This window comes from Burkholderia pseudomultivorans, assembly GCF_902499075.1.
Taxonomy (GTDB): Bacteria; Pseudomonadota; Gammaproteobacteria; order Burkholderiales; family Burkholderiaceae; genus Burkholderia; species Burkholderia pseudomultivorans.
In genome coordinates, this window is sequence record NZ_CABVPP010000002.1 from 101,646 (window position 1) to 114,731 (window position 13,086).

15 protein-coding genes and 1 tRNA gene are annotated in these 13,086 nt (G+C 59.5%); 3 read left to right on the plus strand and 13 right to left on the minus strand.

Annotated elements, in window-relative coordinates:
* Positions 1-658 precede the first annotated feature (658 nt).
* The 5 genes from BST28156_RS02840 to BST28156_RS02860 all read right to left on the minus strand — a co-directional run bounded on the left by BST28156_RS02840 (position 659) and on the right by BST28156_RS02860 (position 5,156).
* On the minus strand, positions 659-1,483 hold the full coding sequence (locus BST28156_RS02840; RefSeq protein ID WP_174901430.1) for a toprim domain-containing protein: 825 nt from the start codon (positions 1,481-1,483) through the stop codon (positions 659-661).
* Positions 1,470-3,017, minus strand: coding sequence for a DEAD/DEAH box helicase family protein (locus tag BST28156_RS02845; protein WP_174901431.1), 1,548 nt, complete (start codon positions 3,015-3,017; stop codon positions 1,470-1,472). Before BST28156_RS02845 ends, BST28156_RS02840 begins: the two co-directional genes overlap by 14 nt.
* On the minus strand, positions 3,010-4,080 hold the full coding sequence (locus tag BST28156_RS02850) for a ParB N-terminal domain-containing protein (protein WP_174901432.1): 1,071 nt from the start codon (positions 4,078-4,080) through the stop codon (positions 3,010-3,012). Before BST28156_RS02850 ends, BST28156_RS02845 begins: the two co-directional genes overlap by 8 nt.
* Complete coding sequence (locus tag BST28156_RS02855; protein WP_146608043.1) at positions 4,058-4,351, minus strand: hypothetical protein; 294 nt, start codon at positions 4,349-4,351, stop codon at positions 4,058-4,060. The genes BST28156_RS02850 and BST28156_RS02855 overlap by 23 nt, the downstream gene beginning before the upstream one ends.
* Before the next feature lie 544 nt (positions 4,352-4,895).
* On the minus strand, positions 4,896-5,156 hold the full coding sequence (locus BST28156_RS02860; protein ID WP_174901433.1) for a helix-turn-helix transcriptional regulator: 261 nt from the start codon (positions 5,154-5,156) through the stop codon (positions 4,896-4,898).
* Between the two features lie 227 nt (positions 5,157-5,383).
* Here BST28156_RS02860 and BST28156_RS02865 point away from each other — a divergent pair, with 227 nt between their 5' ends.
* On the plus strand, positions 5,384-5,842 hold the full coding sequence (locus tag BST28156_RS02865) for an Arc family DNA-binding protein (RefSeq protein ID WP_105814776.1): 459 nt from the start codon (positions 5,384-5,386) through the stop codon (positions 5,840-5,842).
* A gap of 171 nt (positions 5,843-6,013) precedes the next feature.
* Here the strand turns inward: BST28156_RS02865 and BST28156_RS02870 are convergent, their stop codons facing one another.
* Both BST28156_RS02870 and BST28156_RS02875 read right to left on the minus strand, forming a co-directional pair.
* Positions 6,014-7,087, minus strand: a complete 1,074-nt coding sequence (locus BST28156_RS02870) for a hypothetical protein (protein WP_174901434.1) — start codon at positions 7,085-7,087, stop codon at positions 6,014-6,016.
* 284 nt (positions 7,088-7,371) lie between these two features.
* Positions 7,372-7,746, minus strand: coding sequence for a hypothetical protein (locus BST28156_RS02875; protein ID WP_146124363.1), 375 nt, complete (start codon positions 7,744-7,746; stop codon positions 7,372-7,374).
* A 363-nt stretch (positions 7,747-8,109) separates the two neighbouring features.
* Between BST28156_RS02875 and BST28156_RS02880 the strand changes: the two genes are divergently transcribed.
* Positions 8,110-8,418: a hypothetical protein gene (locus BST28156_RS02880; protein WP_174901435.1), complete on the plus strand. Its 309-nt coding sequence runs from the start codon at positions 8,110-8,112 to the stop codon at positions 8,416-8,418.
* Here the strand turns inward: BST28156_RS02880 and BST28156_RS02885 are convergent.
* The 6 genes from BST28156_RS02885 to BST28156_RS02910 all read right to left on the minus strand — a co-directional run bounded on the left by BST28156_RS02885 (position 8,389) and on the right by BST28156_RS02910 (position 11,986).
* The gene (locus BST28156_RS02885) at positions 8,389-9,141 is read right to left on the minus strand and encodes a hypothetical protein (protein WP_105813402.1); all 753 of its coding nucleotides are present in this window, start codon (positions 9,139-9,141) and stop codon (positions 8,389-8,391) included. The genes BST28156_RS02880 and BST28156_RS02885 overlap by 30 nt on opposite strands.
* Positions 9,142-9,497: 356 nt before the next feature.
* Positions 9,498-9,713: a hypothetical protein gene (locus tag BST28156_RS02890; RefSeq protein ID WP_006417241.1), complete on the minus strand. Its 216-nt coding sequence runs from the start codon at positions 9,711-9,713 to the stop codon at positions 9,498-9,500.
* A 100-nt stretch (positions 9,714-9,813) separates the two neighbouring features.
* Positions 9,814-10,119 (minus strand): addiction module antidote protein, encoded by a 306-nt coding sequence (locus tag BST28156_RS02895; RefSeq protein WP_080594244.1) that lies wholly within the window; start codon positions 10,117-10,119, stop codon positions 9,814-9,816.
* 2 nt (positions 10,120-10,121) lie between these two features.
* The gene (locus tag BST28156_RS02900; protein WP_043282337.1) at positions 10,122-10,421 is read right to left on the minus strand and encodes a type II toxin-antitoxin system RelE/ParE family toxin; all 300 of its coding nucleotides are present in this window, start codon (positions 10,419-10,421) and stop codon (positions 10,122-10,124) included.
* A gap of 114 nt (positions 10,422-10,535) precedes the next feature.
* Positions 10,536-11,726 carry a tyrosine-type recombinase/integrase gene (locus tag BST28156_RS02905; protein WP_174901436.1) on the minus strand — a complete coding sequence of 397 codons (1,191 nt, stop codon included), beginning with the start codon at positions 11,724-11,726 and terminating at the stop codon, positions 10,536-10,538.
* A gap of 173 nt (positions 11,727-11,899) precedes the next feature.
* Positions 11,900-11,986: transfer RNA gene (locus BST28156_RS02910), tRNA-Leu, on the minus strand.
* A 248-nt stretch (positions 11,987-12,234) separates the two neighbouring features.
* Here BST28156_RS02910 and hpnD point away from each other — a divergent pair.
* On the plus strand, positions 12,235-13,068 hold the full coding sequence (hpnD, locus tag BST28156_RS02915; RefSeq protein WP_174901437.1) for a presqualene diphosphate synthase HpnD: 834 nt from the start codon (positions 12,235-12,237) through the stop codon (positions 13,066-13,068).
* Positions 13,069-13,086 lie beyond the last annotated feature (18 nt).

The window sequence follows — 13,086 nt, forward strand, 5'->3', positions numbered from 1 at the left end:
TGAGAAGACCGGTTACGCCGGTCAGGCGGCCGCTCGGCACATTACGGGCTGCGGCGCGCTCCGGTAGGCTCTGGCTTTCGCCAACGCATGTGCCATACGCTCAATCTCGTTCCTGCATCGGCGCCCGCTCCGCGCGTGCGGCCATTTGCTACGGAGGTACTTCTCAACTTCTCCAGCCAATAGCCCCCCTACCCCCACGGGGTTTCCGCGAGGAAGAGGGTTTCTCCAGCATGAATCCGCGCTTTCCACGGGTATCGGCTTCTTTTTCCCCGTGGTCCCCTGGTAGCGCGGCCCCGAAGGTCAGCCAGCACCAGCCCACATCCATCGGAATTGCACCGGGGTGGGTAACGTTTTTTTACGAGGATTCGCTGCCTCGGTGTTCAACTCCGCGCGGCCCATTCAAGCCCTTAGTTTCTCTGGCCCGGAGCGCCAGTCATGCGATTACGTCGCTTAGGACGCCAGTTCAGTTATCTCGTCAATACAGACCTCGAGGTACTCGCGGTCGTCCCAGTGCGCCTCTCTCGGAAGCGGCCAAGCGATTCGAGCAGCTGAGCTGCGCGACGTACCGGCGACTCGCCAATCGATTCGGCGCAACCGCTAATTTTTTGAGCGAACGCTCGTAGAACGCGCACGGGGACATGTTTGCGATGCTCCATAGTCACCTTTTGATCAGGTCACGAATAAGCGCAACGACCGACGACAGGCCGGCACGCTGATGCAGGTCGTTTGCGTCGTCACCGACGGCCGGCGGCATCGTCCACGGCAGGCCCGTCGCTCGCGCGACGCGCTCGCCGGTGCCGCTCGCATCGTTGTCGGCGACCACATACCGCGGCCCATTGAACAAGGCCGCCACGTGCTGCAAATTGCCGGCCGAGAAACACACGACGACGCGCGCGCGCCGGTACAAGCGGTTCAGCGCTTCGCGGACGCTCAATCCAGTCGCGAACCCCTCGACGAACCAGTGCTCGCGGCCGGCCCCGAACATGAATACGGAACCCTTCGCCGCGCCGCCGGGCAAAAACTTCTTCTCGCCCGTGTCGTTGATCCACTGAACGCTGTTCACGCGCACGTAGTCGTCCGCCGACCGCATCGGAATGACGAGCCGGCCGTCGATGTCGACGAGGCCGATCTCATTAGGGAAGCCCTTGGACGCGAGATACGGGTGCGTGCCGTGCTCGCAGCGCGAGACGATGTCAGCGGCCTCCCGCGCCGCTTGCGCGCGTCGCTCTGCCTCGCGCCGCCGCTCAGCCTGTATGTCGCGTCTCGGAATCTCGACCGGGCGAATCTCGTCCCGACCGAGACGGAATGCGATCGCGGCCTCATGTACAGCCCAGTTCTGAACCCACCCAGTGCGGCCGTCGTACAGGTACGCGCCGTTGCGCTTACGCGGATGGTCCGTGGTAGGTACGCGATGGGGACGGCCGTCCGCGATCAGGTCGCGGATGATGAGTCCGTGCGCAGCGGCGAAGTCAGCGAACCGCATTGGCCGACCTCCCCAGTTGGTGCGCGCGCTTGATCAGCAGTGACTGAACCTTCCCTTTCAGCTCGCGAGACGGCGGCTCAACGTCGGTTACTGAGAAGTCGGCCTTCGGCCAGTGCCCGTACAGGCTCTTGAACTGTGCCAATGCGAACTTGCGCGCCTTTTCCGTATCGCCGTTTTTGCGCTCGATCGCCAGTCCGCACAGCTGACGCCATACACTGGCCTTGTCGCGCAGATAGTCCGGCCCCTTCGCAGTCGAGTTCTCGACCGCGCTCACAACCTCCATCACGCCGGCAACGTTCTCGATCAGAGAGCGACGCTCGCGTTCCTTGCCACACGCGGGGCAAGCTGTGCAATTCGGCGGCAACACAAAGCCGCAGCCGGCACACGTGATCTGCTTCTTTTCCTCGAGCGACGGTTCCTTGCGCACCTTCGAATCGAGATCTCCGTCGTCCAAGCGATCGAGGCCGTGTTCGAAAATCCGGGCAGTGTCGATGCCGAACCGAAGTGCGTTTCCGCAATGGTCGAGCCACAAGCCGAAGGTTTTCCCCGGCGACGGCCGCATCACGCGCCCGAGCTGCTGAATATGGCTAGACAGGCTCTTGCGGTACGGACGCGCGGCAATGCCACAGAGAATGTCCGAGACGTCGAATCCCTTCGTGAACACTTCGCACGAAACGAGGCCGTGAATCTCCGAGTCCGGCTTGCGGAATTCTTCGATCAGCTCACGCCGTCGCTCGTCGCTCCCGTCGCGATAGCTGATCTGCTGGAAGTTGAACCCCTGCTCGTTGAACTGCCGGCAGAGTTCGGCGCCGTGCTCCACCGTTGCGCTGAACACGATCGTCTTGACCGGGCCGCCGAAATGAAGACGCGTCTTGTCGATCCACTCCGACACGATGTCGCCGATGATCGCCATGCCGCGCTGTTCGATCTCCTTGTCGCTCCACTCGCCGGCAACGACCTTCGCCCCTGTCATGTCGACGGCGCGAGCGGCATACACCTGCAGCGGTACGAGCCAGTTGTCGGCGATGAGCCTGTTCGTCGTGGTGACGTTGACGAGATTCGTATAGATCTGCGACAGCCCCTTCGTGAATGGCGTCGCGCTCAAGCCGATCACGCGCAAATCTGCGCGATTTTGGATCAAGCGCGTCGTTTCACGCCGCGCCGCGTGACATTCGTCGACGATCAGCAAATCGAGATCCGGGAAAAAACCGCGCTTCTCGAGCGTCTGTGCCGAACAGATCTGGATGCGCTCGTAGCCGCGGCGACGCCAGTGATCAGCTTGAATCACGCCATGCGGGATACCGTACTTGTCGAATCGCTGACTCGTCTGGTCGACGAGGTTCACGCGATCGACAACGAACGCCGCGCGCCGCCCCTTCTTGTTGACCTCGTCGCAAAGATACGCGCCGATTTCCGTCTTGCCGGCGCCCGTCGGCGCCATGAGCACCTGCGCGCGATGGCCGGCGCGCATGCCGGCACGCAGCGCCTCGACGGATTCCAGCTGATACGGACGGAGAACGATGGGGTCAGCCATTCGCCCTGTACCCCAGTTGCTTGCGCAGGCGCTTCACTTCGCGCTTGAGCTCCGCGTTCTCGTTCATGAGATCGTCACGGCGATCCTGCAACCGCCGAATCTCACCTTTCAGGCGCGCGATCTCCTTGCTCGCTTCAATCAGCTTCGCTTCGCCTTGGCCGGACTCCGCCGCTCGGTATGCGTCCAGCTCCCCGCGAACTTCCTCGAGCTCGTCGGCAAGCGTCGAGACTTGCTCGCGCAGCTCGTCGATGATTTCCGCCGACTCGGCGGTTCGCGGACGCTTCGAATCTACGGCGCAGGTGCGCGCCGCCATTTCGGCGGCGCATTCCGGCTCGGTCTCAACGGTGTCACGCGATACTGGTGCTGGATGGTCCGGCGCGCGCAATGCCGCGGACCCGCGGAGCTCCGCGATGCTGTCAGCCAAAGGGTGATTTACTGCTTTACCATCCGCGCGTGAATTTCCGCCTCGGGGCCCTGAATGACGGCCGATATTGACCGTCTTCATCACTGCTTCGGTGCCATGCCTTGTTGTATAGATTCGCGGTTTGCCGTCCTCAACCGATGCACGAAGCAACGTAGTGGATGGACTAGATGCATCGTCACCGATAACGTTATCGGTGAGAGCTGCGCGAAGTTTCCCGACAAACGGTTGCGATACCTTACAGGCACGTGCTATTTCGTGATCGCTCCATGCCGCCCATTCGGCATCCTCTAGCATCATCGATACTGCGCGACGCTTGTCCTCGTTCGTGCGACGCAGACCATGAATCGCATTTGCGCCAAGGGCATAGAGTTGTGCGTCCCGCCGCGTGCCCTTATAAACATCGGCCGGAATTTCCTCGACTCGCGCAGCGACATACGCCTCGTACCGATGCCAGCCGTCGGCGAGGTAGTAGTAAATCCCGTCGAAGAACGTGACGACTGGGGGAAACTTCGCGCCGCCCTGCAGTGCTTCCTTGTACTCCTCAACGGTCGACACATTAATCTCCGCCCGCGTCTGGAGGGAAATCTCGCGGCGAATTTCCGTATGCTTCAGCAGTTTAGAGGTCGACTTCTGCTGCATTTTCGAGACGATCCCGGGAAGATTTGGCAAGGGCGTGATTCGGGAATCTGCGTACGACACGCTCATCGACAGCGCGGTTGAACGCAGTACGGGCGATTGACTTGTGCGCAGCCGGATAGCCAGATTGTGACCATTCGAGCTCGAATTGACTGTCCCGATAGATCGTCAGCCCAATAAGTCCGTTGACATGCAAGCCGATCAGATCCGCATGCGAACTGAATCGGCTCTCGATTTCGGTGACGATTGAGACGTCTAATTGATCGCGCTTCATCAATATGCCCCCAGATCCAGCGAACGGATCAAAAACGTAACAACCGGCGCCGGCAAAATGCGCCAGTTGTATCCTGCCATCAACGCTTGCTTGATCTTCGACTTCATCCTGTCACCGCTTTCTCTTAGGACTACTTTTGATCACTTAAAAAGAACCCCTCGTTATGGAACCGCTGGTAATCGGCCAGATCGGTTTGCTGCAGGGGATCCTCTTAAAACCGGCTTCCTTCTTCCTCCATCGATTGGCAGTCGACGGACATAGCCTAATTCGGTTTCTCGTTTTTTTCGCGGACTCTTCGTATGAAGGTCACGAAACAACCTCCGGATCTACCAACACAAGAGGCAGAAACGCCGTTACCGTGTCGAGAAAGTAGTCGTCGAAGACATTGAACATGGCCATAAACCTTGTCGATCTTGATTACCTTCGACAAAGATCACCACGTTCACGAACAGTCCGAGTGTCGGCTTGTTGATGCTCTCGGCCATCTTCGGCGGGTCGCGCCCGTCAATAATCGGTTCCATTTTTTTGATTTACGCAAGAGCAGTCACGCGGCCTCGCCGAGATCCGCGTTGGCTCGGTAGCCGAGCGGATCCGCCAGCCACCGGTGCACTTCGGCGTTGCTGTAACAGGAATGCGTGCGGCTCATGCGAATCGGCTGCGGTGCCTTGCCGGCGAGTCCGAGCTTCCGCCAGGACTCGCGGCACATCGGAATAAAGGGCGCGATCTGAGCCCACTTGGAGAGGCCGATAGTCGGCAAGGCAAGTGGAACAGAGTTGCCGGAATCGTCCGGTCGCTTGGCTTTCATTGGCACGAGTGAGGCTCCATCAAGTTCACTTCGGACACGCGGGCAGCGCTGGCCACCAAATCGAGCGCCTGGGTAAGCGCGCGGTACAGCGAGCGCTTTGCCATCAACTTCACCTACCACTTATCCACAATAGATTTACCAAGAATCTTTGGCAATTATAGGCTAAGAGCAAGAGATGTCAAAAAGATCTTCTATCATAGATTCAAAAAGATTCGTATGATGACGGAATGGCTACCAAACAACCCACCTCATACCCGCTGCGCATGCCTGAAGACCTTCGCGAGAGGATCGAGGCAGTTGCACAGGAATCGGGCAGAAGCGTGAACCAGGAAATTGTCCAGCGCCTTTCGGATAGCTTTCAGTCCGGTAGGAGCTTGCCAAAGTCCGTGACCGAGGTCATTGAAAAGGCTTCCGAAACGAGCGGCCGTCCTTTCGATGACCTTTTGCTGCGCTACATCGTCGTCGGAATGCAGGCCGATCCACTAAAAACGGCGGCAGACGCCGCCCTTATGGCCGAGCGACACCGCGGTGCCGCTATGGAGCAACTGCTCCTTCGGACGGCAGACGCGCTTCATCATTTGGCTGAGAAAGTGACCTCGATTGAATTTACGCCGGAGGTTCGCGGCGAGTGGCAGCAGAAGTTCTCCATGCTGACCCATGACATCCTTCGCCTGGCTCGGAGGTGATCCGAGCGACGTGTCGGCTCGCTTGCGCCACTTGAAAAGATCGATCCGCGAGAGGATCGGCTCGGTCGGCTGGCAGGAATCGGCCTGCGCTGCTGTCTTCTTCACTTTCGCTCACCGTTAGAGGGGTTGGTGAGCGAATGATGGTCGTCGGCGACTTATCGTGATAGGCCGTCAGCCTGATGACGCAGTATGTTTGCTTGCTGGCGTGCCCCGTTTACTTGCAGACGGGGTATATCCAAGAATACGTAGCCAGCCGTCGATGGTTTTGTCGGCCTGTTGCTGGCTCATAGCAACCCCGATCGAAGTTGCGTATTTGAGCACATGATCTTTGATGGAAAGTACCGCCTGGCGTCGGCTCGGGTAGGTTCCTTCGTTGGCGAGTTGGAGGGCAAATTGGCGGACCGGTTTTAGCCTCTCGTCCTTGGCTGCCGAGCCCTTCTTAGCTTCTCGGCGCTTGATCTCTTCAGATATTTTCACGCTGATTGATGCGATGCGCTTCGATAGATCATCTCCGTCAGCTACGAGCACCTCAAGTTCGTCGAGCGTCAGTACGGTCAGGCGATCAAGCGATGATTCGAGCGTAGATAGCTTCCGTGCATAGGCCGATGCAGCATGGAGGTACATGTCTCGATACTTCTCGGAGATGATTTCGTTAGCACGCTTGTTAGCCTTATTCGAACCAGTGCGCAGATTCTCCATGCACTTATTGGCGGCGTCCGAAAATACATCGAACGCCTGCTTTACTTCGTCGTCTTCTCGGATCAGCCATGCCAATACCGGGGGAACCAAATCCCAACGGCGTTCGACAACAATGCTGGACAATTTACGCTCATCAATGATGTGAGCCGGCAAGCCCTTGCTCGCAATGATGACGACGAAGGCCCCAAACGCAGTACCGCGCGAAACGACTAGGTCCGTTAGCGTGGAGATCCGCTTCTCGTCTTCTCTCCGACGCCTCGCATCTTCTGCTCGCTGCGCCTCCAACAGGCGCTCCAATCTTTCAGCCTCGCCTCTGGTGACCTCGACTGGGTCGACATGTTGCCGACCGGCGCGGCGCGACTTCGCCTCATCGGCGATTCTTTGCGCCTCTGCTCGTCGCTGAGCAAGCACTCGCTCTTCGGCTTCCTCTCGGGTGATTCCCTCTTGCTCAGCGAGCGCTTTCGCTTCCGTTTTTATGCTATCTCTTATCCCCAACCGACGCGGATATACGCGAATACTGCCGGTTCGTCTTCCGTTCGACATCATCCCCCCCCCATCCTGCGGTCGACAGTGAAAGAACGCGAGTACGCTCGGCCATCCAAGCGTCACGGTCCTCGTAAGCAAGCATATTGTGCTGCAAGCCGTACTCGAGCGCCGACACGATACGGCTGAGGCCGTATGAGTCGATCCGATCAGCGACCGCGAGGCATTCGCGGAGCGGCATTGTGTCGATTCGCCCGTCGCGCCGCATGAGTTGAAAAATTGCCGGCTCTCCGTCACAAAGCAGCGAGTCACCGAGCCATTTGAGTGTACTGGACGGCGCGAGAACGTCAGCCATGACGAGCCTCCTGCTCCTTCTTGAATTGTGCGTATGAGTCAGCCGTCTCGCGCATCCGCTCTTCGAGCTTGACGAGATACTTCGCAATCACCTCGGTCGCGTTCAACAGGCCCAGATGAGCAGACAACCCGAGCGGCTCAGCGTCCGACATTTCTGGTTCGCAGAGGCTGTTGTGGGCAAGGCGCGCAACGGTTCGGAGCGCGTCAGCTGCACGCGCAACGTCACCGAGGTCTGAGAGTGAGACGAAGCCGCACTGGGCCGCGTGATCGGCGACATAATGATCGCGCATGAGTGCGCCGCGAAATGCAGCGTCGGTATAGTCGGGTTTCGGGGAGGGAACAGCAGACGAAGACTTGACGGTAGACATGACAGATCCTTGAGTGTGGACCCGCCCTCCGTCGCCAAACGGGGTGAGCGGGCAAATGACAGGGTTGGCGAACCGGCACTCAAGGCATCCGGCATACCCTCGCGGGTATCCCCACCATCGCCCGCCCATAGACTGGACGTATGCGTAGTGTACAGACGAAAAATACCGCCATGCGGCGGTCGTCATCCGCCTTGAGTGACAGGTCGCCAAACCCGGCCGCTGTTGTCTCAGCGGCGATTTCAGAATAGCCAGCCGTTACGGAAGCGTCAAGCAGGAATTTGTAAACTTGGGGAGTCGTGGCAAGATGGCAGCACAAACAATACGCCAGTGCTACGCACGTTGCGCAGCACGCAGAGGGGAACCATGGACGAAATTGCGCGTGGCATCGGCTATGCCGTCATCGAAGTCGGCGGAGCAGTGCTCCTTCTCGTTGCGCTGATCCCAATCGCTTCGAAATCGCTATTGTTCTCGCGCGCGTGCAAAATACTTCTGCTATTGGTTTGGATGCTAGGCGTAACTGTGGTTCCAATCTACGGGCTGTCGCCGACGTGGCAGAAGGGCAATCAAATCACCGCCATTTTGACCGGCATACTTTTCATCTTCCCACGCCCACTCCCATTCTTCGTCATCGGATGGCCCAAGTTACTCAAAGCGATCCGCGGTATCGATTGAGCGACCTCTCCAGCGCCGACTGAAAAACAGCTTGCAAGACCGCATGAACAACTGCCGTTGAACAGGCCAAGCAATGACGCACGCCCCTCGATACAGTTGCGCGAGAGGTGGCGAATTCCAACGACCAGGAGGCGGCACGAAATCAACTGGAATTGCCTCGATGCCATCAAACATAGACGGCTGGGTCTCCTCAACGTATGACGCGCGCGCCACTCGTCGATTGAGCGTCCGCGCGCCGATGGCAAGATAGCTTGCAACGCGCATCGCATCGCCATCGAACCTCTCGAATATACGCAGATAGGCAATGGCTTCGGAGAAGCGACTGCTGATTACACGCGCCGCTGCCGCAGCCTCCTCCCTCATCTCGAGCGCGATCAACGGCTCGGACGCCTCGGGAGCCGTGAGCCTGGCGCCGATGGAATTCGGCAACAGATCCCCGTCGTCGTCGATGTCGTCTCGATCGATGCGCACGGCGAACCGCTCTTTCCGGTTCACGAATTTTCCGAATTCCTTCTGGAGTCGGGCGACGATCATGGCGTGCAGGCTTTCGTCGTCTGGGTCGGGGGCCGCATTTGGATCTGCGTGGAGTTCGTCCACGATCAGCCACGTTTCGCTCGTCAGATCATCGACGGAGTGATCTCCTTCCGTCGACCATGCGATCCGCTCGAGCTGCTTGCGAATCAGGCCAATGACATGCTGGAAGAATGAGAAGGCCTTGTTCAACGGCCCTCCCAGATCTTCGGAGACAGTGTGGCCGCCAGCGGATCACCAGCGCAGTACTTCCTCGACGAAGATGGTCGGGCGCAACGCCCAATACTCGATCTGGAATGCATCGGGCGATGCTAAATCATTCGTATGACAGATCAAAGCATTGCGACAACTTTCGTAGGAGCGGTGCTCTTAAATTGAAAAACATCAAGAATCGATCAATCCCTGTGATCGCCTCTGTGCTCAATATGCATCGGCAGCGTGCATGGATTGCTCCTTTATCGTGACAGCCGGCCGTCGGCGTACCGGCTACATACCTCTCGGGCGCCGCCTTGACGTTCGACGTCGTCAGCCGATCAGACGGAAGTCAATCAATGCTCGACGAACTGACGCCACCGGGGATACTGCTCGAAGAAGCGTTCGTCGACGAAGGCAGAGTACAGCGTCGGCGACTCAGGATTTGTCGTCTCCATCTGAGGGGCAACTGCCAGTTTGGGATCGACGCCGGTGGTGGCCGACCAGGCGGACAGATCGCCGTTGAACTCGAAAACGTCTTCTCGAGGGATACGCAGCTTGATGGCAGGCATGGCATGCTCCGAGTCACGCGACTCGTCATCATCGCGCAGTCCGCCGGATGTGAAAAGCCCCGCTCGGGGCGCGGGGCTTGCGATTCTGCACAAGGGCGGCTCAGCTCTTTCGATTGGGGACTGCAGTGAATGTAACCCCCAGAGCATGCATTAGCTTCTTGATGGTGTCGAATTTAGGATTCGCACCTGGCCGCAGAGCCTTGTACAGACTCTCTCGGCCCAATCCAGCATCGGCTGCTACCTTAGCCATGCCTCTGGCTTTCGCGACGTCAGCGAGAGCTAGAAGAAGAACATCTTGGTCGTCTGCTTCAATCGCTGCGCTGATGTAGCTGGCGATCGTGTCTTCGTCGTCAAGGTATTCCGATGCATCAAAGGGCGTCACTTTGATCGCTTCGGTTGTTGTCATGGCTACTCCTTCCTCAGTTGTTCCCAGATCGCCTTTGCGTGCTTGATATCCTTGTCCTGAGAGGATTTATCACCCCCGCAAATGAGCAAGTACACCACCTTGCCTTCGCGGCCGAAATAGACGCGGTAACCAGGCCCTACATCGATCCGCATCTCCCAAACACCATCACCCAAGTCCTTATGGTCGCCAAAATTCCCACCACGAGCGCGGGTAATTCGACCGAGGATGGCACCCTTTCCGACCTTGTCCTTCAGATCGTGGAGCCATTCCTGGAACTCGTCAGTTTGGTTGATCGTGTTCATGGATCAACTGTATCCGCACGGATACATTGTAGCAAATAGGTTTCTTCAATCGATGGGCTAGCAATTTAGTGGTATGACAACCACTCTCTCGCGCTGCATCGGTGCAATTAGCCGTCAGCGGGCAACTAGGTTTGAATCAGCGTTGCCCAAGTAGTCGCCCCACCACTGCATCATCTTCCGGCGCTCCGGCAGGTACTCCGCATGGTTGTACGCAGCCCGGACGCCGTCCCGCTCGCTGTGAGCTAACTGCCGCTCGATCCAATCCCGGTTGAAATTGTGCTCGTTCAGGATAGTCGACGCGAGACCACGGAAGCCGTGCCCCGTCATCCGTGAGTGGTAGCCCATTCGGTACAGGGCATACAGGATCGTATTCTCGCTCATCGGTTTCTTCGAACTCGACCGGCTCGGAAACAGGAACTGGCTATGGCCGTTCAGTTCGCGCAGCTTCGCAACAACCTCAAGCGCCTGCTTCGACAGCGGCACGATGTGCGGCGCGCGCATCTTCATCTTCTCGGCCGGGATGCGCCATTCTTTCTTCTTCTCATCGATCTCGGTCCACTCAGCGAACCGGAGCTCGCTCGTTCGGACGAACGTCAGTGCCATGAACTGCAGCGCCAGCCGAGTCTGGTAGTCACCTTCGTACGCGTTGATCTTCTGCATCAGCTCCGGCAGCTCAGCCTCGCTGACGCGCTTCATATGTACGACGGTGCGCGTCTTGAGTGCGCCGCGGAGATCAGGCGCCGGATCTCGCTCTGCCCGACCGGTGGCGATGGCATATCGGAAGATCTGGCTCGTCGCCTGAATCGCCTTGTGCGCGAGCTCGATTGCATCGCGAGCCTCGATCTTACGAATCACCGCCAGCAACTCGGGCGCCGTGATCTCGGCGATGGGTCGCGCGCCGAGCACCGGAAACAGCTCTCGCTCGAGCAACTTCATGATCCGGTCAGCGTGTCGCTCGCTCCAAGCGCCCTTCTTCTGCTCATGCCACTCCCGCGCGATCGGCTCGAACGAGTTCGCGCGATCCAGGCTGCGCTGCGCCTTCACGCGCTTCTTTTCGTGCGATGGATCGAGACCGGCGCGCAACTGCTCCTTGATCTCGTCACGGGCCTTCCGGGCAGCGAGCAACGTCACGGCCGGATAGACCCCGAGGGCCATCCGTTTCTCCTTGCCATCGATGCGATACTTCAGCCGCCAGTACTTCGACCCATTCGGCATGACTTCGAGGTACATACCTTGGCCGTCGGCCAGCTTATAGGACTTCTCGCGAGGCTTCGCCGCGCGAACAGCGACATCGGTAAGGGGCATTTGGGCATGGGGGCATTTCGAAGCCCCAAAATATCGGAAACTGCCCCCTACGATGCCCCCTGATACTGTGGGTGTCAATGGGAAACTATGCGCAACGCTGGTAACAAAAAGCCCCGTAAGTACTTGACTGACGGGGCTTTTTGGCCAAACATTTGATTGCTTGGGAGTATATGTGGTGCGTGAGGCCGGACTCGAACCGGCACACCCTTGCGGGCGTCAGGACCTAAACCTGGTGCGTCTACCAATTTCGCCACTCACGCGCATGCTCTGTCGCCTGACCGCGCGGAACAGGAACGCTATATGCGTTCTTTCTCACCGCGCGCCCGGGACATCCCGCCGGTCTGAAACCGGCACGCCCGATCAGGCGAGCGCGAGATTCTACCCGATCTGCGCGGCGTTGTCTCGTCTCGCCGACAGCCGTCGCGCAGCGGTGCTAGAATGCCGCGCTCGACGTTTCGGCCACGCGCCGTCGCGCGTCCCCCGATCCCGCCCCGACACGATTCCGCCCGTGAACTTCGACGACTACTGTCAGCAAAAGGCCGCCCCCGAAGGCTCCAGCGTCTACTACGCGCTGCGTCAGGCGCCGCTCGCGGCCGCGCCGCGCCTCACGGCGCTGTTCGCGCTGCGCCGCGAACTCGAGGAAACCGTCAAGGAAACCAGCGACCCGACCGTCGGACACACGAAGCTCGCGTGGTGGCACAAGGAACTCGCGGCGCTCGCCGCGGGCCAACCGACGCACCCCGTCACGAAGGCACTCGCGCAACACCATCCGTCGATCGCAGTCGAAGCCGACGCGCTGCGCGCGCTCGTCAACGGCTACGGGATGGATCTCGAACAGGCGCGCTATCTCGACTTCGCGAACCTGCAGCGCTATATCTCGCAGGTCGGCGGCACGTTCGCGGCGCTCGTCGCGCGCGCGAGTGCCGCGCAGCCGGACGACCCGCAGCCGTGGGCCGACGACGTCGGCCGCGCGCTGATGCTCGCGCAGTTCGTGCAGGAGCTCGGCAACGACGCGCGCCACGGCCGCATCTACCTGCCGATCGACGAACTGCAGCGCTACGACGTGACTGCCGCCGACCTGCTGAACCGGCGCTACAGCCCCGCATTCACCGAGCTGCTGCAATTCCAGACCGCGCGTGCACGCGAAGCGCTTACGGCCGCCGAAGCGGCGATTCCCGCCACCGAACGCCGCGCGCAACGCACGCTGCGCGCGCAGCTCGCGCTGGCACACGCGCTGCTCGACGAAATCGAGCGCGACGGCTATCAGGTGCTGCACCAGCGCATCGCGCTGACGCCGATCCGCAAGCTGTGGATCGCGTGGCGCGCCGCGCGTCGTCGCTGATCCCGAACGCGCGTCGCC